A 22,883-nucleotide genomic window follows, 5' to 3' on the forward strand; every position below is an offset into this window, starting at 1 on the left:
CACAAACCTCGAGAATCGCTCACAAACCTCGAGAATCGCTCACAAATCTCAAGAATCGCTCACAATCCACTCGCATCCAAAAAAAGAAACCCTTTGCTCGACAAAGGGTCTCATCTCTAGCTCTTAAAATTTTGGTTTTCCGCCAACTCCCCAATGCTTATTGGGAATCTCTTGGATCAGCACACGAACTTGTTCTTTTTTCACATCCAATGATTCAGCCGCCGCCAATGTTAACCGTTCCATCAGTTTGCTCAGCTGTTCATCTGTTCGTCCTTCTATCACTTGTACATGAATGATCGGCATGACCGTTACACCTATTTCACATATCTCGATGATAGTGTTACAGATCCCAGACCATCGAACTGTGCGACGATCGTGTCATCCATATCAAAAGCGATTGCTTCAGATAATGCCCCACTCAAAACGATATCTCCTTTTAATAAACCTTCACCACGCTCGGCAAGCTTTTGAACAGCCCATGCTACCGCTTCAGCAGGATGACCAAGAACAGCAGATCCCGCACCAGTGGTCATCATCTCTCCGTTCTTACTCATCACCATTCCGATATTCGCCAGATCAAGTTCTTCTGGGCGAGCGAGCTTGCTGCCTAAAATCAATTTAGCGGATGAGCAATTGTCTGCTACAACATCCGGAAGTGTAAAACGAAAGTCCTTGTAACGGCTGTCGATCACTTCAATCGCAGCTACCACATACTTTGCTGCACGCATGACATCTGATGCTGTCACATCACTTCCCATTAAATCTTCACCCATGATAAAAGCGATCTCTGGTTCAGCTTTTGGATGAATGAGACGGTGTTGCTGTAAGGGTTCCCACTCGAATGCGAGCATATCACTCAAAAGATATCCGTAAATGGCTTCATGCACGCCCATCATCTCTTGCTTCGCTTTACTCGTCAGTCCAAGCTTAATTCCTAGACGTTTTGTCTGTGTCTTCTCCATGCGCCTTTCAATAAGTGCTTTTTGCAGATCGTACGCTTCTTCAATTGATAGTTCAGGAAATTGGTCTGTAATCTTGACCACTTCCGTCACGTCACTTTCCGCTTTTAACAGATAATCAACCAATTCCACGTTCGTCCTATTTGTAACCGTCATCTCCTACACCTCCAGTTTGCTTTGCTAAGCCAGCTGCCACTTCTAAGATCAGATCCTCTTGACCACCTACCGCTTTTCGTTTCCCAAGTTCTATTAAAATATCTCTCGAATCAACACCAAAGCGTTTACCCGCACGTTCTGCATGTAAAAGAAAGCTAGAATAAACCCCTGCATACCCCATAGCTAAACTTCCTTTACGAATTTCCTGCGCACCTGGCAGCATCGGTCCGATCACATCTTCTGCTAGATCCATCATTTTATAGAGATCAATACCTGTATCCACTCCCATTCGTTCAAGAACTGCGATCAGAACCTCGGTCTGTGTATTACCAGCACCAGCTCCTAAACAGCGGACGCTCCCATCGATTCTAGTCGCTCCTTCTTCAATGGCTACGAGTGTATTTGCAACAGCTACTGATAGATTATTGTGTGCATGAAAACCGATCTCAATATTTAGTGATTCACGTAATGCTGAGATTCTATCTTTCACTTCAAATGGCAGAAGTGCTCCTGCAGAATCGGTTACATAAACACCTTGCGCGCCATAGGACTCCATCAACTTTGCTTGTTCAACAAGCTTTTCAACAGGAGCGGAATGTGCCATCATTAAGAACCCGAATACTTCCATTCCAAGTTCACGAGCCATATGAATATGTTGCGCTGACACATCCGCTTCTGTTACATGGGTTGCGACACGAACAAGATTTGCTCCCAACTCATGCGCTTTCTTCAATTCATGTACGGTTCCAATTCCTGGAATCAAAAGGACGGCAACTTGTGCATTTTTACACACTCCAGCCGCTGTCTCTATTAACTTCATCTCATCCACAAGTGACCTTCCGTACTGTAAGGTCGATCCGCCTAATCCATCACCGTGGCTGACCTCGATGTAATGCATACCTGCTTCATCGAGTGACTTTGCAGCATCGTACACTTGTTTTTCTGTGAACTGATGCGACATGACGTGACTCCCATCACGCAGACAGACTTCCGTAATTTTTAGAGGCAGCGAGCTATTACGCATCATTGGCTGTCACCGCCTTATCCTTGTTGAACTTGCCAAGCAAACGCTTCGCGACCATTTCGCCAGCTTGTTTTGCTGCTGAGGTCATGATGTCTAAATTTCCTGCATAGCTCGGAAAGTAATCGCCAGCTCCTTCAACTTCAACAAAAACCGTTACCCGATCACCATCGAAAAGAGGTTCATTCTTCAACCTATATCCAGGTACATAGCTTTTAACGCTGTTTTCCATGTCAAGGATGGCTGTTCGTATTCTAGCTTCGTCCATCTCTTTGACTTCACAATACATGGTCGACCTCATGAGAATAGGAGGATCTGCTGGATTTAAGATGATGATTGCTTTTCCTCTATCGGCTCCACCGACTTCCTCAATTCCACGCCTCGTAGTTAGTGTGAATTCATCGATATTTGCACGTGTTCCTGGTCCTGCACTTGATGATGAGATCGTTGCAGCGATCTCACCATAAGAAACATCTGCCACAGAATTAATCGCATGGATAATGGGAATCGTTGCTTGTCCGCCGCATGTGATCATATTAATGTTCTGTGAGTCTATATGTTCACTAAAATTAACAGGAGGACATACGAAGGGGCCAATCGCCGCAGGAGTAAGATCTATCACAGTCTTTCCCATATCTTTTAAAAGTTGTGCGTGACGAAGATGAGCTTTAGCTGAAGTTGCATCAAACACAATGTCCGCTAAATCTGGTCTTTCTATAAAGTCATCAATGCCATTTGTAAACACTCGGTATCCAACAGAGTTCGCACGCCTTAACCCATCCGATTCCATATCAATTCCGAACATCGCTGTAAGTTCAAGATCATCGCTTCTTTGCAGTTTGTACATCAAGTCTGTACCAATATTGCCAGAACCAATAATCGCCGCCTTTATTTTTTTCACTATGGCTGATCCTTTCTATGCTGGATTTTATTCACAAAACGAGATGCTTACAGAGCCTAACTTTCCAAATGTGGCAGTCACTTCATCGCCTGACTCTAAATCGATCGCACTTGATAGAGCTCCTGGCAGGATCAACTCACCTGCTTTTAATGACATGTCATAGTCTGCTAGTTTGTTAGCGAGCCAAGCAACAGCATGTGCCGGATGACCGAGTGCAGCAGCTCCAGCCCCTGTTGCTCTGATCTCACCGTTCTTTAACATCGTCATACTTAGCATCCTAAGGTCGATCTGATCAATTTCATAAAAAGGTTTACCCACAACTGCTCTAGCTGATGAACCGTTATCTGCAACCGTATCTACTAACTTTATCTTCCAATCTTCTATCCTGCTATCTATGATCTCTAATGTGGGCACGAGAGCCTCAGTCGCCATCAACACGTCTATATACGTAACGTTTGGACCTTGCAAATCATCTTTTAAGATAAAGCCAATCTCTGCTTCAACTTTTGGCTTTATGAAATCTTTTCTAGACAGAACGGTACCTGTAGAAACCTTCATGCGATCGAGCAGATGACCATAATCCGGTTCGTCGACTCCAAGCATATTCTGCATCGCTTTACTCGTTAATCCTACTTTTTTTCCGATGATCACTCGTCCTTCTTCAAGTTTCCTTTCCACCCATTGCAGTTGAATATGATAAGAGTCTTTGACCGAGAGTTCAGGAAAACGTGTAGAAAGAGGTTCAACCGGTATTAATTTTTCTTCTGCTTCTAACAGTTCTGTCGTTAATTTAGAAATGATCTGTTGTTGCATGTATGTTTCCTCCCTTCTTTCATCAAAGAGCAAAACGCGACTGTCATCCAATCACGTTTTCAATACAGAATCTATAGTTTCATCGTGATCGTCTTCGCTTCTGAATAAAATTCAAAGCTGTGCCTTCCACCCTCACGGCCAATTCCGCTCGCTTTTGAACCACCAAAAGGTGTTCGCAGATCTCTTATGTACCAACAGTTGATCCAGAGCAGACCCGAATCAACAGCAGCTGAAACACGCTGTGCCCGACGAATATCATTTGTCCACACTACGCCAGCTAAACCATATTGGGAATCATTCGCGATAGAAACCGCCTCTTCTTCTGTTTTGAATGGGATAACAACAAGAACAGGTCCAAAGATCTCTTCTTGTGCAACACGCCATTTGTTGTTCACATCATATAAAACGGTAGGTTCATAGAAGTTTCCTTCTCCAAGACCTGTTATCCGCTTACCACCGCAAGCGATCTTTGCGCCTTCTTTTATGCCAATATCTACGTAGGCTTCGACAGTCTCCATATGATTTTTAGACACAAGTGCCCCCATGTCTGTGTCCTCATGAGTCGGATCACCGACTTTGATTTGTTTTACAGCTGCCACAAACTTATCCATGAACTGATCATAGATGCTTTCTTGTAATAGAAGGCGTGATCCAGCAAGACAGATCTCTCCTTGATTTCGATAGATGGCATCGATTGAACCTTTTACCGCTTCATCCAAATCTGCATCTTCAAAAACGATATTGGCTGATTTCCCACCTAATTCTAGGGAGACAGGGATTAAGTTTTCAGCAGCGTTCTTCATGATCGTTTTTCCTGTACGTGATTCTCCGACAAACGAGATGCGACGCACGTTAGGATCTGTTGTCATCGCACTCCCCATCGTACTTCCCGGCCCTGTAATAATGTTTAAGACACCAGGAGGGAGTCCTGCTTCATTAGCGATATCTCCAAACATGACAGCAGATAGTGGTGTATATGAGGCAGGTTTGACGACAACGGTATTTCCTGCAGCAAGAGCCGCAGATGCTTTCCAAGTCATCTGCATGAATGGTAGATTCCAAGGGATGATAAGACTTGTTACTCCTGCTGGACTGTATTTGGCATATGACATGATGTTATGCTTGTCATAATGTTCACTGACCATATATTTAGACATCTCAGCAAAAAAGCGGAAATTGGATGCCGCTCTTGGAATATCGAACCCTCTGCTCTCTTTAATCGGTTTTCCAACATCGAGGGTTTCAACCATTGCGAGTTCATCTACATTTTTCATGATAAGATCCGCCATTCGGCATAGAATATCAGACCGATCCTCAACAGGCATCTTGCTCCAAACGCCGCTATCATAAGCATTTTTGGCAGACTGTATCGCACGTTTCGCATCCTGCTCACTGCCGTTAGCAACGAGTGCTAATCTTTGATTCGTCGCTGGATTAATAGATTCAAAGGTACCTCCAGAGAGAGCATCAACATATTCTCCATCGATAAAAAGTTTTGCATCCATTATCTTTACTTGTTGTGTCAGGGTTTCAGGTTTCATAAGCTAATTCCCCTTTTCGTCTTCAATCTCAAGGATCATTTCAATCTCAATCGCTGTTCCACCAGGTAGCTGGGCCATGCCTACGGCTGATCTAGCATGTTTACCTCTTTCTCCAAAAACAGCAACAAGTAGATCTGATGCTCCGTTGATGACTTTTGGCTGATCAGTAAAATCCTCTGTACAGTTTACAAAGCCTAACAGCTTCACAACCTTCTTCACTTTGTTTAAACTCCCAAGCTCGTGTTGAACGACTGCTAAGAGATTTAACATGGACTGGCGAGAAGCTGCATAGCCTTCTTCTACCGATAAATCTTTTCCTAGCTTACCGTGATACTGATCAACACCTTGTCCGGCTGTAAATAGAAGATTACCCACTCTTACACAGCCCACATAGTTTCCGACAGCTGGCCGCACCTCTGGTAGTACATGGCCTAGACTTTGAAGCTTATCCTCCGGTGTTTGCATGACTTGCAACGGCTGCACCCCGCTTTCGTTTTTCAAGACCTAAAAATTCAGCAGCGTTTCCGCCAAGCATTGCTTTTCGCTGTGCATCCGTTAGCTCAAGCGTTTCATCGATTACTTTTCCAGGATTCACTTCACGCAGCAGAAACGGATAATCTGAACCCATAAAGATCTTGTCTGAACCAAATCGCTCCATCATATAACGGATATTCATCGGATCGTAATTTAACGAATCAAAATAAAACTGCTTGGCATAATGACTTGGTGGATGTGTGGTCAGACGCAAATGTGGCCACACCTGCCAACCTTGATCAAGACGGGGAATTAAGTAAGGAAACGAACCACCGCCATGCGCAAAACAAATCTTTAGTTTAGGAAATTTCTCCATCATACCGCTCCAGATTAAGGATGCTGCGGCTAATGCGGTTTCACTCGGCATCCCGATCGTGTACATGAAATTATGGTTTGGCATACGCTCTTTTCCGAGCGTTTCCCACGGATGAATAAAGAGCGGTACTTCCCACTTCTCCGCCATCTCAAAAAACGGAATAAAGTCAGGATGATCGAGATTCTGTCCATTTATATTTGTTCCGATCTCGATTCCATGAAGTCCAAGCTCGTTCATACAGCGATCCATCTCCCGGATCGCTGTTTCTGAATCCTGCATTGGAACCGTTCCTAGACCAGCGAAGCGGTCGGGGTATTCATTGACAGTTTCAGCAATAAAGTCGTTCTGGATTTTCGCCATTGCTTCGGCTTGTTCTGGCGGCGCCCAGTACGAGAATGTTACAGGGATCGGGGATAGCACTTGAATGTCTACCCCTTCACGATCCATGTCATCGATCCGTTTTTTTGGATCCCATACTTGGTCCGTTACATCTCTAAAGTTCTTGCCACCTACCATAATGGCTGCGCCGCAAGCACACGTCCTGTTTAACACCGGCCACCTTTCTCCACTATATTTTTCGGCAAAGTCAGGAAACGACTCTGGAATGATATGTGTGTGAAAGTCAATCCTTAGCACTTCCATTCCTCCACGTTCTCTGGCATCTGGTAACCGCAATCTTTACACAAGCGAACACGTTCATTGGAATTAAAACTGTGAATTGCTTCTTTTACTTGTTTCTCAATGTCACTCAATTGAACCGTTACGCGATGCATCTCAGAATCACAGCGGTCACAGAACCAAACGAAGTCTTCAAGCTCACCTTGTGCACGTTTACGCTCGATCACAAGACCATAAGAATCAGCCACACGATGCGGCGAATGAGGAACCAGTGCCGGCAGCATGAACACGTCTCCTTCTTTTACTTCAACTACTTCACGCTTACCGTGTTTATTAATGATCTCCACATAACAGCTGCCTTTGATCTGATAAAAAAACTCATCAGAAGGGTCCACGTGAAAATCACGTCTTTTGTTCGGACCACCTAAGATCATGGCGATAAATTCGGAATCCTGCCAGATCACTTTGTTGTTAACTGGGGGCTTGAGCAAGTCTTTGTTTTCATCGATCCATTTTAATAGGTTAAACGATTTTAAAGTTGATGTACTCATCCTTATTGCCTCCTTTTATTTAGCCAGCTTAGGCTGCTCCTTCACGAATTCATTTGTTACTGAAAGTGCTTCATCAACCATTGCAAACTGTGCTTTTCTTTTATATCCGTTATAGAAGATGGCTCTCTTACGGATCGGATCTCCCGTATAATAGCGCTCATATTGCACAAGCCGCTGCCCGAAAGCTTCACCGCACAGATCCCATGCAAGCTTGAACAGCTTAACGCGTTCAAGAGAGTCCACACCGTCACGGCCTAAATAGTACTTATCAATCTCACTTCGGATTTCTGGAGCGTTAAAGTCACTCCCAGTCGGTGACATAAGCAACCCTCCAGCACCGATGATTTGAATGACCTCGATCGCTCTTGGATACATTTTAGGAAGCATTCCGCGTATGGTCTCAAGCGCTGCCGCATTCGGCATAACTTCACCAGACGCAGTCGTTTCATACTCATACTCAGCTACACGTAATAATGATCGAATCACTTCCACATTCTGTACGAGTTCACCGAGATCGTTCTGTACGTTCAAATACCCATCTACCCCAATGGAGTCAGCTAGTTTACATGCCACTTCTGTTGCAAAAGCAAGTTTCACATAACCTCTTACACCTGACTGGTGAGCAGGCTGCTGAGCAATGCCTGTCTTCGGATACAGAAGGTTAGCTGCTTCAACATTGTTATAAAGAAACACACGATCCCATGGCACAAGTACGTCATTAAAGACGAGCAATGCATCCATCTCTTCAAATCTTGAAGCAAGTGGATGATCAAACTGTGATCGCTTGCCGTCCTGCATCGGTTCACGGCAAATGAGCTTAAGTCCTGGGGTGTCCACTGGCACCGCAAATGCAAGCGCATAACGCTCATCTCCAGGCTCGAAGCCTGGGAACGAGTAGATGATGACTTCATCTGTAATGGGTGCTAATGTAGCGAGCATTTTGGCTCCCCTAACGATCAAACCATCAGGCGTTTCTTCAACAGCACCTAGATGTGTAAACATATCTTTTTGTCCATGAGAATTTTTGCTGCGGTCATTTTGAGGATTGATGATTGCATGTGTTAGAAACAGATCATTGTCTCTTATGTAGTTAAAGTAGTTTTTGATATTGACAGACCATTCAGTATTGTACTGATCGAGAAACCAGCCATTGTGTGCCATGCCCGTTACAACGACGTTCAGAAAATCAGGAGTTCGGCCCATTAGTCCAAAAGTAGATTTTGCGTAGATTTCAAACAACTGGCTTCTTGCCATTAATTCTTCATAGGTTGTCGGATGGAGAAAAGCATTGTTTACACGCTCACCCGTCTCTTTGCAAATATGTGTAATGGAATCTTGATATTGTGGATCGTGCTGCATGTCGTACAGTTTAGCGATCTCTTGTATTGGCTGATTAAAAACAGGTTCGTTCACAACATCTGTTACTCTCCTGCCCTCTAACCAAATTTCTGGTGAACGAGATTTCAATGCTTGAATATATTGAGCACCAGTTCTAATTCCCATTCCATATGCCTCCTCTATGAATAGATGTATTAATTTGTTTCAACTATATAAGAAAGCGCTTACAAATCTCAATGCTGTAATTTCACATTATGAAATTATCTGAAAATTTTATCCGTTACTGAATTACATAGCTATTTTGAGAATGAAAGAGGGTGCTATTAGCTATTGGCTCGCTCTTTTGTGGAAGTATAAGTATTTAGGGTTTTATCAAAGACGTGATTATAATGTTTCTTTCTTGCTTTTGTTACTCAAACAAATGAACAGACTGGTATAAAAACTTTAAGGTGATTAATACTACCCTTGTACTTACGATTCGAAAAAGGACGATGGTACATTTTCTAATAGCAAACTTAATGGAAAAAGGAGGGTATTTAAAAAAATGAAGAAAGTTATAAGTTTTCTCATGATTTTCATGATGACACTTTCATTCTCGAATGTTACTTTAGCAGCAGAAAATACAGGTGCTAAAAAGGATATTGTTGATACAGCGGTAGAAGCTGGAGATTTTAAAATTCTTGCTGCTGCACTTGAAAAAGCGGGATTAGTTGAAACACTGAAAGGTGCTGGTCCGTATACGGTATTTGCACCAACAGATCAAGCGTTTGAAAAACTGCTAAAAGAATTAAACGTTACAGCAGAAGAGTTATTAAACAGAGAAGACTTAAAAAATATATTACTTTACCATGTCGTTCCTGGAAAAGTAATGTCAACTGATCTTCAGAACGGAATGAAAGTAAAAACACTTGCTGGTAAAGAAGTAATAATCTCACTTAATCCCGTAAAGGTGAATAATGCAACTGTTGTTAAACCAGATGTTGAGGCATCAAATGGTGTTATTCACGTAATCGATGCTGTGTTATTGCCATAAGAACTGATTCCGGTCCTTATGATTAGAGAGCATTGGACAAAATACTCTTTTTATCAATAGGTATTATAAAAAACGCAACGAAGATTCGCTGCGTTTTTTTTTGCTTTTCTCCTGTTTCCTTGCCTTATTTTTTACTTCTTTGATTTTAAAGACAGATCATTCTATTTATGTAAGCGCTATCATAAAACGCTAATAAAACCGAGTTCTTTTGAGATCGACTCCGCTGTTTTTACGACATGATGAATCATAGAAGGCGTATCTTGCCCTAGCATATACGATACGGGTCCAACCATATTAAGAGCAGCTATGATTTGTCCGGTATACGATTTGATCGGAGCGGCAATTCCATACAACCCCATCTCGTTTTCGTTGTTGCTGATGGCATAACCATTTGTTCTTATAACATCAAGCTCATTTTTTAATTTTTCAACACATGTAATGGTATTAGGAGCGCGGCGAAGCAATCCCCTTGATATGGTCGGCTTAATCATGGAGGGGTTAAAAGCTAGCAATACTTTTCCTGTGCTTGTACAATATGCAGGTTTTGTATCGCCTATAAAAGTGGGGACAGCTACTGAATTTGAAGAAGCTACTCTTAGAACGAAACGCACTTCACCACGATCCAGCATTCCGATATGTACGGTTGTGTTAAACCTTCTGACAAGACCTTCGCACAGTGGCAGTGCTTCCGTGTTGATATCTTGCTGATACATCACATGATTGCTCCACTCCAGCAGTTTCCATCCTAATCTATATTTTTTCTGGCTGTCTTGAATCAATATGCCCTCTGAGCAAAGTGTGCGAACTAAGTGATGTACTGTACTTGCATTCATGTTTAACTTTTCTGCAATCTGCAAGTTTCCTAATGCTGGTTCATCTTTAGTGAAACAGTTTAATATCCTCGAAATTTTTTGAACAGATGAAATCACTATTTCTCCTCCTCAATCGGGTTTGATGTAGATGAAATCACAAAATTTATTTCGAATTGTGTTTAAAATTTAAAGGATAGTATTTCATCCTTACCGAAAAAGTAAATAATAAGAGATCATGAATGATTTCGTTGCTCTCTGTCGAAATACCTACATCATTTTCAATATTTAATGAAAAATTTGTAAACTGCATATGGCATTTCGTCTATATTTCCATTACTATATGTAGTATAAATACTTTTATATAACAAACGTTAGCTGATTCATATTTTATTCTTTCCATGATTTTAATGTTGAAAGAGGTGCGAGCGGTGGACATAACAGAAAGCTTAATTACATATATGGATGATAACTTGCCTACTTACTTACATGATTGGCACCAGAGAATCGTGATATCGAATCATGATGTACATAAAGAAAAAGTAATAGAGAATGCCTTGCATATGGTTGAGCTAGTTAAACAATCCTTACGACGTAAACTATCTCCCGAAGAAATTATGCACCTCGCCCATGAAGTCGCTGTTCAGCGGTTAGAAGCTAAGATCAATATAGGTGAATTCGTATACAATGTGAACCTAGGACGAAGTGAGATCGTTCGTTTCGTGACGGGCTCTGGTATATCCATTGAACAGTTGCAGCCTGTGATTGAAACGATCAATTCTCTTTTTGATGAGTTTTTATATCATGCCGTTAAGAAGTATACGGAGCTGAAGGATATTGAGATTGAGGAAAAAACAGTATTCATCGACCAAAGTCACAAAGAACGGTTAACCATTTTAGGACAGATGTCATCTAGTTTTGTACATGAGTTCAGAAATCCTTTGACAGCAGTAATGGGTTTCGTAAAACTCATGCAGCAAGAGAATCCAAACATGAAATACATTGATATCATCAGTCATGAATTAACACAATTGAACTTTCGTATCTCTCAATTTCTTCATGCCTCAAGAAAAGGGGTTCAAGAACGGGAAGCGGAGGATTTTGCTTTAGAAGATTTATTCACAGATATACTAGATTTCATGTATCCAAGTTTAGTGGATGCAGACGTTACGGTCATTCCGCGCATTGATCCTACGATTACTTTGCGGGCACACAAGGACGAGTTGAAACAAGTACTGCTTAATCTCATCATGAACTCAATCGATGCACTGCGTCAAATGAGACAGAATCGCCGAATCATGATTTTTAGCAAGATTGAAGATAATGATAACGTACATATTACTATTTCTAATAACGGCCCAGCTATCCCACCTGAAACAATCAGTACGATCTTCGAGCCATTCTTTACAACAAAAGAATTAGGCACGGGTATTGGCCTTTTCGTGTGCAAGAAAATTATTGAAAAGCATAACGGGTCCATCAGCTGTTCATCAGATGATAGCATCACGACCTTCACCATCGTACTTCCCCTTCAGAGTACTGCTGTAACGACTGAGGAAGAAAACTCACAAATAGAAATATAGAAAGGAACTTGGAAATCCAAGTTCCTTATTTAAATTCTTGCAACTAAGGCTTAAGAACAACCTTTATACATTCATCTTCGTGATCGTTAAACGTCTTATATGCCTCACCCGCATTTTCTAATGGTACTCGGTGTGTAATAATTTCGGTGGGGTCAAACTCATTGTTCATGATCTTATCAAAGAGCATTGGCATGTTATGAATCACGGGTGCTTGTCCCATCTTCAATGTAACATTTCTCTCAAATATATTTCCAAGCGGGAACATATTGTAAATAGAGCCATATACACCTGTAAGCTGAATGGTTCCAAACTTACGAACCGCGTTCAGTCCTATCTCAAACGCACTCAACGTGCCACCTTGTAGTTTCAGTTTCTGTTCCACTTTTTCAATGACTGATTTCTTTCCATCCATACCTACACAATCAATGACAACATCCGCACCTCCACCTGTAATTTCTTTTATGTGAGCACCCATGTTATCAAAATCATCAAAGTTATACACTTCTGATTTGTTTTTCATCGCTGCATGATTTAAACGATACGGAATATTATCAATGGCTATTACGCGCTTGGCACCTTTCATCCAAGCAAATTTTTGGGCCATTAACCCTACTGGACCACAACCTAGAACAGCTACGGTATCTCCTTCTTTCATACCTGAGTTCTCAACGCTCCAATAGGCAGTCGGCAATACATCCGACATAAATAAAAGAGATTCATCCTCCAGTTCGCAATGTTCAGGAATAACAAAGGGCATAAAGTTGCCATAGGGTACTCTCAGTAGTTCAGCTTGGCCACCTGGATAGTTTCCATATCTTTCGGTGAAACCAAAATACGCTCCTGTATCAACTGCTTGATTTCCGTTTGAGTGATCACATTGACTCTCCATCTCGTGATTACAATAAAAGCAATGTCCACAAGAGATATTAAAAGGAAGCACTACACGATCACCCTTTTTTACTCTCGTTACATCCTGCCCAACATCTTCAACGATTCCCATAGGTTCATGTCCGATCACGTAATCTTTTGCCGCAGGTAATGCTCCTTGATAGATATGCAGATCTGAACCACATATAGCTGTTGAAGTAATACGGACGATAATATCATCTTTGTTTTGAATGATAGGATCTTCAACATTTTTAACCTGAATATCTTTCGTACCTTGAAAAGTCACTGCTCTCATTACATAGCCTCCTAGGTCAAAGAATAGTACTCTTTACCCTGCAGGATTAAAAATATGTCTAAAACAGACAGTTTATAGCTTTGTACCTACAAAGAATGTCCTTTAGAAAGGCACTTGTATAAAAGATTGTTGATGTAGAATTTTGTGCAAGATAATTCACGAAACGTGAGGCACGAGCTTGCACTCCAATCATCAATCAAAGAAGTGTGTTAAGCAGTTGATATATGTTTTACGGTACGTGTTTTTATATTTATTACGCGTTCACCGGTAAATAAGCTGTGACCACCTGAGAAGTGCTCAGAAACACCTGAAATGCTTATCTTTTCGCCTGTGATCATGCGTTTTTCACCTTTAAGAGCGTAATTTTCACCGATAACACAGGAAACAACAAAAAAAGCCTTTGCCATAGGCAAAGACTACTTGTGAACGATTTAATGCATCTCTTCTCGATATAACGGCATCGAACAGCAGCGGAACGAACCACCTGATTTTATTATTTCAGAGATATCGACTTCTAAAACTTCGTATCCTCTTTCACGAAGTGCAGCATTAACATTTTTATTTACAGGAAGGCTCAAAACTTTTTTATTTCCAATAGATAAAACGTTCGTACCCATCGTAAATTGTTCTTCTTTCTCCACTTCAATCACATTAAATTTTGAGGCTAAAAACTGATAGTCTTTATCCTCAAATGCATGTTTATAGATTAAAGCATCTTTTTCTGACAAAATGTTAAAAACACAATCTAGATGCAGATAAATAGGATCAAATGGGACGGCAATGACTTTCATATGAGGAAGCTGTGATTGAAGTTCTTGAATGGTTTCCTCAGATGTTCTGCCACTCACTCCGATATAGACGGTATCACCGTGAACGATTACATCTCCGCCTTCAATTCGGTCACCTTCGATCAAAGAAAGATTAATCTGATGTTCTAATAACCAGTTTCGTAATACCTTCTCTTCTCCATCGCGTATATTGCTTCCCATACGTGATACGAATACCGTCTCTCCAATTGTAAATCCAATGTCACGCGTGAAAACTTGTTCAGGGAACTTCTCCATCGCAGGAAGTTTATAAACGTCTACACCGTTTGCTTTCATCGTGTCCACGAAGTGCTGATGCTGTTTCATCGCTCGTTTCATGTTGATGTTGTCTTTTGCAAAATGGCGCTGTGTTTCATTGATTATTTCATCGATCTTCATATATCTTGGTTCACACACAATCACTTTCTTTAATGTGCCATACTCACTATCACAGTTCACGTGTTTGTATTCTCCTTTTATTACGGTAGCCATCTATAATCCTCCATACGCTCATAAGGTATTTATAAGGCTCTTCCCTAAATCAATAGTCCCGTAAACGTTTTTTGCATCTTTCACTAGTTTATTTATATTTTTTCCAAAAATAGCTAAAAGTTAACTTCTTTTAAAAATATTTAATAAAATGCAAAAAACAGCTGACTCTAAGGTACTTCTCAGAATACCTTCTTAAGTCAGCTGTTGTTATGATTGTTCCACTCGTCACGAAGAGTAAAGTTCATGTTTTTTTATATATTCATAACAAGCATCAGGCAGCAGATACCTTGGCTCGCCACCCTTAGAAAATTCATCACGGATATAAGTGCTGCTGATTTCCATAGACAGTCCTTTATCAATCAGATGAAATTTTGTGCCATCATCGTGGTTTCTTAGGATGGGCGAGCGAGAAATCGTTTTGACCATATTGATATCGTCCCTTGCCATCACAATAAATTTATTGTTCACAATTAACTCTTCATCATACTTCCATTTACCATCTGCAATATCAACCAAAAGATCTGCTCCCATAATGAAGTAAACTTCATCATCAGGATATTTTTCTTTAAAATGTTCCATTGTGTAATACGTATACACTTCCCAAGCTTCTTGAAGCATTTCATGATCATCAGCTATAAATGTATGATTATTTGAGATTGCTAGCTGAAGCATCTCCCAGCGATGAGTATCTGAGGTTTTCATCGTTTTATCTTTTCGTTTACTTGAGCATGGCAGGAAAATCACTTTATCTAGCTTACAGCGATGTGCAACGGTACTTGCTGTCCATAGATGGACATTCGTTAAAGGGTCAAAAGATGATCCATAGATTCCAATCTTACCCATTGTGAGATTCTCCTTCTCCGATTAATAACATAACTTTTGTTTGCACGTCTTGAATGTTCTTCATCTTGTTATCCCAGCATTCTTGACTGAGGTCAACTGGATATTCTTCGGGATGCATCGTCCGTTTGTATTCGTCCCATAATACTTCTAGATTTTCTTTTGCAAAGAGCTGTATCTCTTTAAGAGTGGGAGTTTCATAGACTACGTTACCTTCTACAAAAATATCTTGATGAAGCTCTTTCGCTTTAAAATTCGTTACAAATTTACTGATAAACGTATGAACGGGATGAAACATTTTAAGTCGAGGCTCTTCTTCGGGCGTTTCATTGTCAAGTGCAATATAATCACCTTCAGATTTGTTATTCTGTGTATTGATGATTCGATAAACTTTTTTCAAACCAGGAGTTGTCACTTTTTCAGGATTCCCACTAATTTTTATCGTGTCTACCATCTCTCCTTGTTCGTCCTCAATAGAGACGAGTTTGTAGACTGCTCCTAAAGCTGGCTGGTCATAAGCTGTGATCAATTTTGTACCGATTCCCCACGAATCGATCTTTGCACCTTGCGCTTTTAGATTGATGATCGTATTCTCATCTAGATCATTCGAAGCAATAATCTTAGTATCTGTGAATCCTGCCTCGTCAAGCATCTTTCTCGCTTCTTTTGAAAGGTAAGCGAGATCTCCACTATCTAAACGAATTCCCTGAAAATTAATTTTGTTTCCTAACTCTTTAGCAACCTTAATCGCTGTAGGCACTCCAGATCGCAATGTATCATACGTATCTACTAAAAACACACAGTCTTTATGACGTCGGGCATATTTATGAAATGCCGTATATTCATCGCGGTACGTCTGAACAAGAGCATGTGCGTGAGTACCTGCGACTGGTATGCCGAATCGTTTTCCTGCTCTTACATTTGATGTCGCTTCAAAACCACCTATAAACGCAGCTCTTGTTCCCCATATCGCTGCATCCATCTCTTGTGCTCTACGTGTTCCAAATTCCATCACTCGTTCTTCCCCAACCACTTGTTTAATGCGGGATGCTTTTGTAGCGATAAGTGTCTGGTAGTTCACAATATTCAAGATAGCCGTTTCAATAAGCTGCGCTTCTGCTAATGGTGCTTCTATTCGTATGATAGGTTCGTTTGCAAAGACCAATTCTCCCTCAACCATAGAGCGAACAGTTCCCGTAAATTTTATTTGCTGCAGATACTCCAAATAATCTTCTTCGTACCCTAGTTCCTCCCGAAGGTAATCGATATCGCTTGTTGTAAACTTGAAATTCTTCAGATAATCTATGATTCTCTCTAATCCAGCAAATACAGCATACCCGTTCCCGAAAGGAAGTTTACGAAAGAAGACTTCAAATACAGCTCTCTTGTTATGAATATTGTCTTCCCAGTATGTTTCAGCCATATTAATCTGGTAAAGATCAGTGTGCAGCGCTAAACTATCATCAGCATATTTATTCTTCATTTCCATTACCTCCAAGAATGATTTAGATAACTTTTGCGTTCAAACAGCTCTTAAAATGTCCTAATGCCCACTCATGTCCTGCTTGGTTGAAGCTCGCTACTGCTTTTTCATGAACAACGATCTTAAGTCCGGCATTGTAAGCATCGACAGCTGTATGAAGACAGCAGATGTCTGTGCACACTCCTACGATGTGAACCTCTGTAATTCCACGTTCGCGAAGCTTCATTAGTAAATCTGTTCCCGCAAAGGCACTGTATCGGGTCTTATCCATCCAATAAACATTTGATTTCGTTTTATGTGTTTCATATACTTTTTGTAAATTGCCATATAGCTCTCGACCTGGTGTACCTTCGATGTTGTGTGGAGGAAAAAGCTCGTTCTCCGGATGAAATTTATCATCGGTATGATGCTGATCAATGGCAAAAACAACAAAATCACCGTTCTTTATAAAGTCTTCCGTGACAGAGGTGATCTCACTTTCTATGTCCTGACCTGGTTTCCCACAAGTTAGAGCACCTTCATCTGCCACAAAATCAAATGTGTAGTCAATATTGATCAAAGCTTTTTTCATCGTAACTGCCTCCTAATATTGTTTTTTGTCTAACTATTAACAATTTGTTAATTATAAAACATAAAAAAATATGGTTAGTAACGTGCTGTATAGATCGGCTTTATAACATTCATCTCAATGAATGTATATAGTTTTGTTGCTCTCTTTGACGTTCTTGTTGTTGTTTTTCCTTGTACTTCTTGAATAAAAGGAAGAGATTTAATCTTTCTTGAAAATGATTGATCACTTAGTATCGCCGGATCATTTGTTACTGTTTTCAAAACAGCCTGAAGTTCAGAATAAGTAAAGTACTCAGGTAGAAAGTTCTTAGCTACAGTCGTTTGCAGTAGATCGTTTGTGATTACTTGGATTGCATCTTCAATGATTTGTTTATGATCAAACGCTAGATCCAGATCCAGTACATCATTTATTGAGAACAGTTCAATATCAGCCGCATCATCTTGTGCTTTTCTTAGCGATAGATACGTATCAGGAACAATCGCATAATGTGCGTTCGAGATGATCCATCCTCTAGGATCTCGACCTGGTTTGTCGTAAACACCGAAATGTTTAATATGAATTCCAGAGATATTTGTCTCTTCTTCTAGCTCTCGTTGAGCTGCTTGAAAGCCGGTTTCATCGTCTTGCACAAAACCTCCGGGAATCGCCCACTTGTTTGCCTCAATGTTCATATTTCCTTCTGAATCAAGTGCCGCTCTTTTGATCAACATAATCTTAAGATCCATCGTAGGTGGTTTATATGCCTCATTTTTTTCTGCGATTATTGTAAAGACGCAAATATCGGAAGTGTAACCATCAGGTGTACGATATTTTTTGATGTCGTATTGTTTCAATGCTTGCTTATTAGACAATGGTGCCCCTCCTTTTAATTAACAAGTTGTTTATTGTTAATTTATTTATATTCTATTTACCTCATTTTGTCAACGGTTAAACTTAATTTTTTTAAAAGGATGTATTTCATGGTTGTATAATCTTTCCAAGTTATTGCTTGTCATGAGGTATTCTGTGCCCATAAAAAAATAAAAACCACCCGAGAAGACGAATCCACCCGGATGGCTATTTCTATTGTGTATGCATAATGAATTTTTTATACTTGGAATCAGCCTTTATTTTCCGGCCGAACAAAGCTCAGTTTTTCTCTGTAAGCTTCTAAAAATGGAAGGTCGGGGTAATGTTTCTCCACAAGGTTAAAAACTTCTTGAATCAACAGTTCTAACTCTTTTATACTCTCATGAACATTTTGAATGAGAATCCGGGATAGTCGCTCATCTAAATGATCTGGCTTTATTGTGAATATCTCGCTGTATTTGTGCATCCACTTAAAGGACGGATGATGAATATACAATTTATTTAAACCGAATAGTGTTCCGAGAAGTTTCTTCTGTACACCCACCATCAGATCATACAACATGATCCACTCGTTCCTATCTAATAAAGCATAACGGTTGTTCCACCTACTCCATAAAGCTAGATTTTCTTCAATCATGTTTTGTGCTAATTGATCTGGATACACTTCCACTTCTTTTTTTAGTTTACTAATCACGTGATCTCCGTACAAACTTACTCCATAAAAAATAGATGAAGCCATGCACTGTTTGCCGTAATCCACTTCATGATCTATTACTACTTCTTTTATCCACGTATTCGCTGTAGTTGTTAAGAAACTGCTAATCTCAAGTTTTATATTTTTGGGGGTTAAATAGCTTTCTGCCCATTCTTCCTCTTCATATGGATGAAAATCGATGATTGTTCCATCTATCGCGTGAATAGGAAACATTCTATCTTCATCAGTTGGAGATTCCGACCAGAATATATTCAGTTCAATATCTGAGTGCTTGTCTTCCCAGCCTCTTGAAACAGATCCTGCCAATAATACAGCCTGCACTTTTTTATTTTTTTTATAAATACCTGCCATTTTTCTAGCTATATCTTTTAGATTCACTTTTTAACTCTCCCGCTTTCATCTAACTTAACTTGTTCTTTAAAGTCTACTAACATATGTAAATGATTGATAGTATTAGATTATCATATATTTAACATCGTTTATTAGGAGTAGCTATGCAAACTATAAAGAAGTACACAATCTCTCAAGAAACATTGGAAAAGTGGAGTTTAATTTTTGTGCCCGATCGTGATTTTTTCTATTTTATGAGTAAACCAGACCATTTTCCTTCTCATAAAATAACAGAAATGAATCAAACTGCGTTTACACTCGACGTTCGAACCTCTTTTCTTACATGGTCTATTAACAAAAAAGCTGAATATGTATGCGTGATGTCCAATGAAGAGTTTCAAGCTCTATCTACGTTAGAAAAGGAAATGATAATAACAGAACAAAAAGCACTAAACAGAGGTCTTGTTTTTACAGAGGACGAATTAAAAGGTCTAATGAAGAATGTAAATTTGCCAGACACCGATAACCAACTGGAAATCTTAAAACAAGGTGCTTCTTTTCAAGACATTGTAATTCTTCAAAAGTGCAACTGGAATCAAGTATCAAAGAACGTTCAACATACTATCTTGATGAACTACGCAGATGAGTGGATTGAGGAATATGCTTTAGAACCAGAAATACGTGAAAGCTATCAAACTCGATACCCAGAATTATACCCGTACATGGACACTTTTTCAGAAGAGAACGGTCCTAACTGTCTTGCGGCTGTCGCTTCAGCAATTCGTTCTTCAACCGATGATATAAAGTGCTGGATGCAAGTTGAACCCTTTCTCCAACTGTTAGATGAAAACCACTACCATCACATTGAGACTTCTTCTGTTCAAGCCAGAGATGTATGGATATGGTTCAATGAGCAAGATCAAGTTGTACATGCTGCTTATCTTTTAAGTGAAGAACATGCCTTTAACAAACATGGCCAAACGATGTTTAACCCGTGGCAAGTAATTAGAATTAACGAACTCAAAAAAGCGTGGGCTAACTTTGCATGTAAAGTTTATAGAAAAGTTTAGCAGAGAACGGTGGGATCAATCGGATGTTAAATACAAAAAGAATTCTATTTCGAGAGATGATTCCTGAAGATTGGAAAGCGATTCACCAATATGCCTCACAAGAGATCGTTTCTCAATACCAGCCTTGGGGACCGAATCATGAAAAAGATTCTATAGCCTATGTGAATGAAGTAATTAATGATGCAAACAGAAATCCTCGTGAACGGTATGCTTTTGCGATCGTTGAAAATCAATCAAACCTGTTGATCGGAGCAGGAGAATTACAGATTACCTCATTAACAAATCGTGTTGGTGAGATTGGTTATGTGCTTCATCCGGATTATTGGGGAAAAGGATTTGCGACGGAAGCCGGGGAGCTTTTGCTGAAGTTTGGTTTTGAAGATCTGCAGCTTCATCGCATTTTTGCAACTTGTGATCCTAGAAATAAAGGTTCAGAAAAGGTTTTGAAGAAACTAGACATGAAGTTAGAAGGCATAATACGTGAATCTATCCTACTTAAAGACAGATGGCGTGACTCTATGTTATTCAGTATGTTAGAGCACGAATGGACAGATAAAAAAGGACTCAAATAAGAGTCCTTTTTCACGTTTTATTTATGATGAAACGGACATTTTCCCGCTATCGGTTCAACGTCGTCTCCAATAAAATACTGTTTCCATTCACGGTGCTCTGGGTCTCCATAATGACTGATGTTGGGATGCTTCGGAAGATTATCCCACTTCTCTACACGCTCACGAACTTTTTCCCGAGACATCGCTCCGCCTGGAGATGTTCCTTCTAAGCCTTCAAAGATTCGTCGAGGCTGGAATCCGAGGACTAAGCTGTTACCAAGATCTCTTGTTTTTCTTTGTTTGTATGCAGGTGCGTTCCCGAATACAAAATAAGGCTCATTATCAAATGAAAAAGCGAATAAGTGGTGGTCCGGGTCTTTCGGTATATGTTCTGGCCAAGGTTGATTATCTGTTTCGTGCAATGACTGAAGCATCTTCCAAAAATAATCGCGGTAATACGGAATGTCTTTCTCTTCTTTCTCCGGCTCAACAAACACAAACAGTCCGTGACGAATCAATTTAGGTGCATCAAAAAGTTTGTTAAATTCTCGAATTGCCTCAGGCAGGTTCGACCAGTCATCATGCGTCACATATGCATATCGTAATTCTCCCTTATTCTCAGCTGCCATTCCAAAATAACAAGGAAAAGTTTTGTTCGTCACTGTCTCATGGAAAGTCTTATACTCCTCGATCACCCACGCTGGCACTATTTCTGGATTTGTCATATCTTCTTTTTTCAGCAAACACAATTGTTTCGTCTCCACTTAACCACTCCTCTGATCTGTTAATGAGGAATTTCCCTTAAGCTAGTTTGTTAAAACATGATTATTACTTCTTCTTTTTTCCAGTTCTTTTAATCGCTGTTGATGACGAGCTAGCCAAACCATTTCTTGTTGAAATCTTTTGGGAGGCTCTCCTTCATGAGGATTGATATCGATCCACCACGTACTTTCCATGTACCAAACTAATCGTAGAGATATCACTAATCTTTCAACTGATAATTCATTTGTATTATTGTACCCTTTAAGAAATGCCTGGACAGCTTTACGATTTAGAATATTATTTTGCAGACACGTTGAGATGATCAGTCTCCCGATATCCAATTCTAAATAGTCATAGTTCATTCGATCAAAATCGAGAATCGCCGAAAAATGATCTTCGGAAAAGAGCAAGTTATCCACCCAAAGGTCGCGATGACACCAGCCAGGAGTGAGATTATTAAACTGTTCTATATCCAACGTTAAGGACGCGTTCTTTTGTAGATCCATTATAGAACGGATACTATCTAATCCTTGTTCATCACACTTATGTATTTCACCTTGCCAATACTCCACACGTTCTTCTATAGAAGGAATTTTGAATATCGTTTCTGATTTTGCTGATAATGTTCCATCATTTAATAAAGTGTGAAGCTTTCCAACTTCCTCACCAAGAGATCGCATCTGGTTACTCGAAAGATTACCTGGTGAGACTAAGCTTCCTTCCATGAAGCGCATTACAGTAAAACGTTCACCTTCTGTTGACTTCTGTAAAAGATCACCTTTATATGACAAAATTTCAGGACAAGCTATTCCTTGTGTGAACAATCTATTCTGTGCATGAAGAGCAGTTTGTATCGTTTGAAGATCGTACCTTTTCATTCGCTCTTTATTGTATTGTTTTATTAGAAAAACACCTTGATTCGTTTCTATCTTCCATTTTTGATTGAGCCACCCTCGATAGATCGGTGTACATTTATCCACTTCAAAACCAAACCGAGTCTCTACCTCTTCTTTTAAATGAGTCCAAAGACTTTCATTCGATATCTCTGTCTCCAATCA

General features: G+C 40.1%; 25 protein-coding genes. 4 read left to right on the forward strand and 21 right to left on the reverse strand.

The window, feature by feature from the left end; all coding sequences use genetic code 11:
* Positions 1-123: 123 nt before the first annotated feature.
* The 10 genes from FS458_RS15750 to FS458_RS15795 all read right to left on the reverse strand — a co-directional run bounded on the left by FS458_RS15750 (position 124) and on the right by FS458_RS15795 (position 8,913).
* On the reverse strand, positions 124-303 hold the full coding sequence (locus tag FS458_RS15750; RefSeq protein WP_144702325.1) for a 4-oxalocrotonate tautomerase: 180 nt from the start codon (positions 301-303) through the stop codon (positions 124-126).
* Between the two features lie 11 nt (positions 304-314).
* The gene (locus tag FS458_RS15755; RefSeq protein ID WP_144702328.1) at positions 315-1,115 is read right to left on the reverse strand and encodes a 2-keto-4-pentenoate hydratase; all 801 of its coding nucleotides are present in this window, start codon (positions 1,113-1,115) and stop codon (positions 315-317) included.
* Complete coding sequence (gene dmpG, locus FS458_RS15760) at positions 1,099-2,142, reverse strand: 4-hydroxy-2-oxovalerate aldolase (protein WP_144702331.1); 1,044 nt, start codon at positions 2,140-2,142, stop codon at positions 1,099-1,101. The genes FS458_RS15755 and dmpG overlap by 17 nt, the downstream gene beginning before the upstream one ends.
* Complete coding sequence (locus FS458_RS15765) at positions 2,132-3,037, reverse strand: acetaldehyde dehydrogenase (acetylating) (protein WP_144702334.1); 906 nt, start codon at positions 3,035-3,037, stop codon at positions 2,132-2,134. The genes dmpG and FS458_RS15765 overlap by 11 nt, the downstream gene beginning before the upstream one ends.
* 27 nt (positions 3,038-3,064) lie before the next feature.
* Positions 3,065-3,850 (reverse strand): 2-keto-4-pentenoate hydratase, encoded by a 786-nt coding sequence (locus FS458_RS15770; protein ID WP_144702337.1) that lies wholly within the window; start codon positions 3,848-3,850, stop codon positions 3,065-3,067.
* Between the two features lie 71 nt (positions 3,851-3,921).
* Positions 3,922-5,391 (reverse strand): aldehyde dehydrogenase, encoded by a 1,470-nt coding sequence (locus FS458_RS15775; protein ID WP_144702340.1) that lies wholly within the window; start codon positions 5,389-5,391, stop codon positions 3,922-3,924.
* A gap of 3 nt (positions 5,392-5,394) precedes the next feature.
* On the reverse strand, positions 5,395-5,865 hold the full coding sequence (locus FS458_RS15780) for a RidA family protein (RefSeq protein WP_144702343.1): 471 nt from the start codon (positions 5,863-5,865) through the stop codon (positions 5,395-5,397).
* Positions 5,837-6,883: an amidohydrolase family protein gene (locus FS458_RS15785; RefSeq protein ID WP_144702345.1), complete on the reverse strand. Its 1,047-nt coding sequence runs from the start codon at positions 6,881-6,883 to the stop codon at positions 5,837-5,839. Before FS458_RS15785 ends, FS458_RS15780 begins: the two co-directional genes overlap by 29 nt.
* Positions 6,871-7,410, reverse strand: coding sequence for a 3-hydroxyanthranilate 3,4-dioxygenase (gene nbaC / locus FS458_RS15790; RefSeq protein ID WP_144702348.1), 540 nt, complete (start codon positions 7,408-7,410; stop codon positions 6,871-6,873). Before nbaC ends, FS458_RS15785 begins: the two co-directional genes overlap by 13 nt.
* A gap of 15 nt (positions 7,411-7,425) precedes the next feature.
* Positions 7,426-8,913, reverse strand: a complete 1,488-nt coding sequence (locus FS458_RS15795) for a 4-hydroxyphenylacetate 3-hydroxylase family protein (protein ID WP_144702351.1) — start codon at positions 8,911-8,913, stop codon at positions 7,426-7,428.
* Positions 8,914-9,292: 379 nt separating this feature from the next.
* Here FS458_RS15795 and FS458_RS15800 point away from each other — a divergent pair, with 379 nt between their 5' ends.
* Complete coding sequence (locus tag FS458_RS15800; protein ID WP_144702354.1) at positions 9,293-9,781, forward strand: fasciclin domain-containing protein; 489 nt, start codon at positions 9,293-9,295, stop codon at positions 9,779-9,781.
* Between the two features lie 179 nt (positions 9,782-9,960).
* Here FS458_RS15800 and FS458_RS15805 read toward each other — a convergent pair whose 3' ends face one another.
* The gene (locus FS458_RS15805; protein WP_144702357.1) at positions 9,961-10,710 is read right to left on the reverse strand and encodes an IclR family transcriptional regulator; all 750 of its coding nucleotides are present in this window, start codon (positions 10,708-10,710) and stop codon (positions 9,961-9,963) included.
* 311 nt (positions 10,711-11,021) lie between these two features.
* On the opposite strand from FS458_RS15805, the gene FS458_RS15810 reads away from it, so the two are divergent.
* Positions 11,022-12,173 carry a histidine kinase N-terminal domain-containing protein gene (locus FS458_RS15810; protein WP_260858703.1) on the forward strand — a complete coding sequence of 384 codons (1,152 nt, stop codon included), beginning with the start codon at positions 11,022-11,024 and terminating at the stop codon, positions 12,171-12,173.
* Positions 12,174-12,216: 43 nt separating this feature from the next.
* Here FS458_RS15810 and FS458_RS15815 read toward each other — a convergent pair whose 3' ends face one another.
* The 8 genes from FS458_RS15815 to FS458_RS15850 all read right to left on the reverse strand — a co-directional run bounded on the left by FS458_RS15815 (position 12,217) and on the right by FS458_RS15850 (position 19,490).
* On the reverse strand, positions 12,217-13,356 hold the full coding sequence (locus FS458_RS15815; protein WP_144702363.1) for a zinc-dependent alcohol dehydrogenase: 1,140 nt from the start codon (positions 13,354-13,356) through the stop codon (positions 12,217-12,219).
* Between the two features lie 209 nt (positions 13,357-13,565).
* Entirely contained in the window at positions 13,566-13,763 is a 198-nt protein-coding gene (locus FS458_RS15820) for a hypothetical protein (protein WP_144702366.1), read from the reverse strand.
* Between the two features lie 24 nt (positions 13,764-13,787).
* Positions 13,788-14,654 (reverse strand): dimethylarginine dimethylaminohydrolase family protein, encoded by an 867-nt coding sequence (locus FS458_RS15825; RefSeq protein WP_144702369.1) that lies wholly within the window; start codon positions 14,652-14,654, stop codon positions 13,788-13,790.
* A gap of 225 nt (positions 14,655-14,879) precedes the next feature.
* Positions 14,880-15,497 (reverse strand): nicotinate (nicotinamide) nucleotide adenylyltransferase, encoded by a 618-nt coding sequence (gene nadD / locus FS458_RS15830; RefSeq protein WP_144702372.1) that lies wholly within the window; start codon positions 15,495-15,497, stop codon positions 14,880-14,882.
* On the reverse strand, positions 15,490-16,977 hold the full coding sequence (locus FS458_RS15835; RefSeq protein WP_144702375.1) for a nicotinate phosphoribosyltransferase: 1,488 nt from the start codon (positions 16,975-16,977) through the stop codon (positions 15,490-15,492). Before FS458_RS15835 ends, nadD begins: the two co-directional genes overlap by 8 nt.
* A gap of 22 nt (positions 16,978-16,999) precedes the next feature.
* Complete coding sequence (locus tag FS458_RS15840) at positions 17,000-17,548, reverse strand: cysteine hydrolase family protein (protein ID WP_144702378.1); 549 nt, start codon at positions 17,546-17,548, stop codon at positions 17,000-17,002.
* 74 nt (positions 17,549-17,622) lie between these two features.
* The gene (locus FS458_RS15845) at positions 17,623-18,399 is read right to left on the reverse strand and encodes an NUDIX domain-containing protein (RefSeq protein WP_144702381.1); all 777 of its coding nucleotides are present in this window, start codon (positions 18,397-18,399) and stop codon (positions 17,623-17,625) included.
* 248 nt (positions 18,400-18,647) lie between these two features.
* A complete protein-coding gene (locus tag FS458_RS15850) occupies positions 18,648-19,490 on the reverse strand; it encodes a DUF4037 domain-containing protein (RefSeq protein ID WP_144702383.1) in 843 nt (280 codons plus the stop codon).
* A 116-nt stretch (positions 19,491-19,606) separates the two neighbouring features.
* Here FS458_RS15850 and FS458_RS15855 point away from each other — a divergent pair, with 116 nt between their 5' ends.
* Both FS458_RS15855 and FS458_RS15860 read left to right on the forward strand, forming a co-directional pair.
* Positions 19,607-20,512: a hypothetical protein gene (locus tag FS458_RS15855; RefSeq protein WP_144702386.1), complete on the forward strand. Its 906-nt coding sequence runs from the start codon at positions 19,607-19,609 to the stop codon at positions 20,510-20,512.
* A 23-nt stretch (positions 20,513-20,535) separates the two neighbouring features.
* Positions 20,536-21,084: a GNAT family N-acetyltransferase gene (locus tag FS458_RS15860; protein ID WP_144702389.1), complete on the forward strand. Its 549-nt coding sequence runs from the start codon at positions 20,536-20,538 to the stop codon at positions 21,082-21,084.
* A gap of 17 nt (positions 21,085-21,101) precedes the next feature.
* On the opposite strand, the gene FS458_RS15865 is transcribed toward FS458_RS15860, so the two are convergent.
* Together FS458_RS15865 and FS458_RS15870 are read right to left on the reverse strand one after the other, a co-directional pair.
* Positions 21,102-21,788, reverse strand: coding sequence for a YqcI/YcgG family protein (locus FS458_RS15865; protein WP_144703720.1), 687 nt, complete (start codon positions 21,786-21,788; stop codon positions 21,102-21,104).
* Between the two features lie 81 nt (positions 21,789-21,869).
* On the reverse strand, positions 21,870-22,880 hold the full coding sequence (locus FS458_RS15870) for a phosphotransferase (RefSeq protein ID WP_144702392.1): 1,011 nt from the start codon (positions 22,878-22,880) through the stop codon (positions 21,870-21,872).
* Between the last annotated feature and the right edge of the window lie 3 nt (positions 22,881-22,883).

The sequence above is a fragment of the Fictibacillus phosphorivorans genome (genome assembly GCF_007673525.1).
In the GTDB taxonomy this organism is placed as follows: domain Bacteria; phylum Bacillota; class Bacilli; order Bacillales; family Fictibacillaceae; genus Fictibacillus; species Fictibacillus phosphorivorans_C.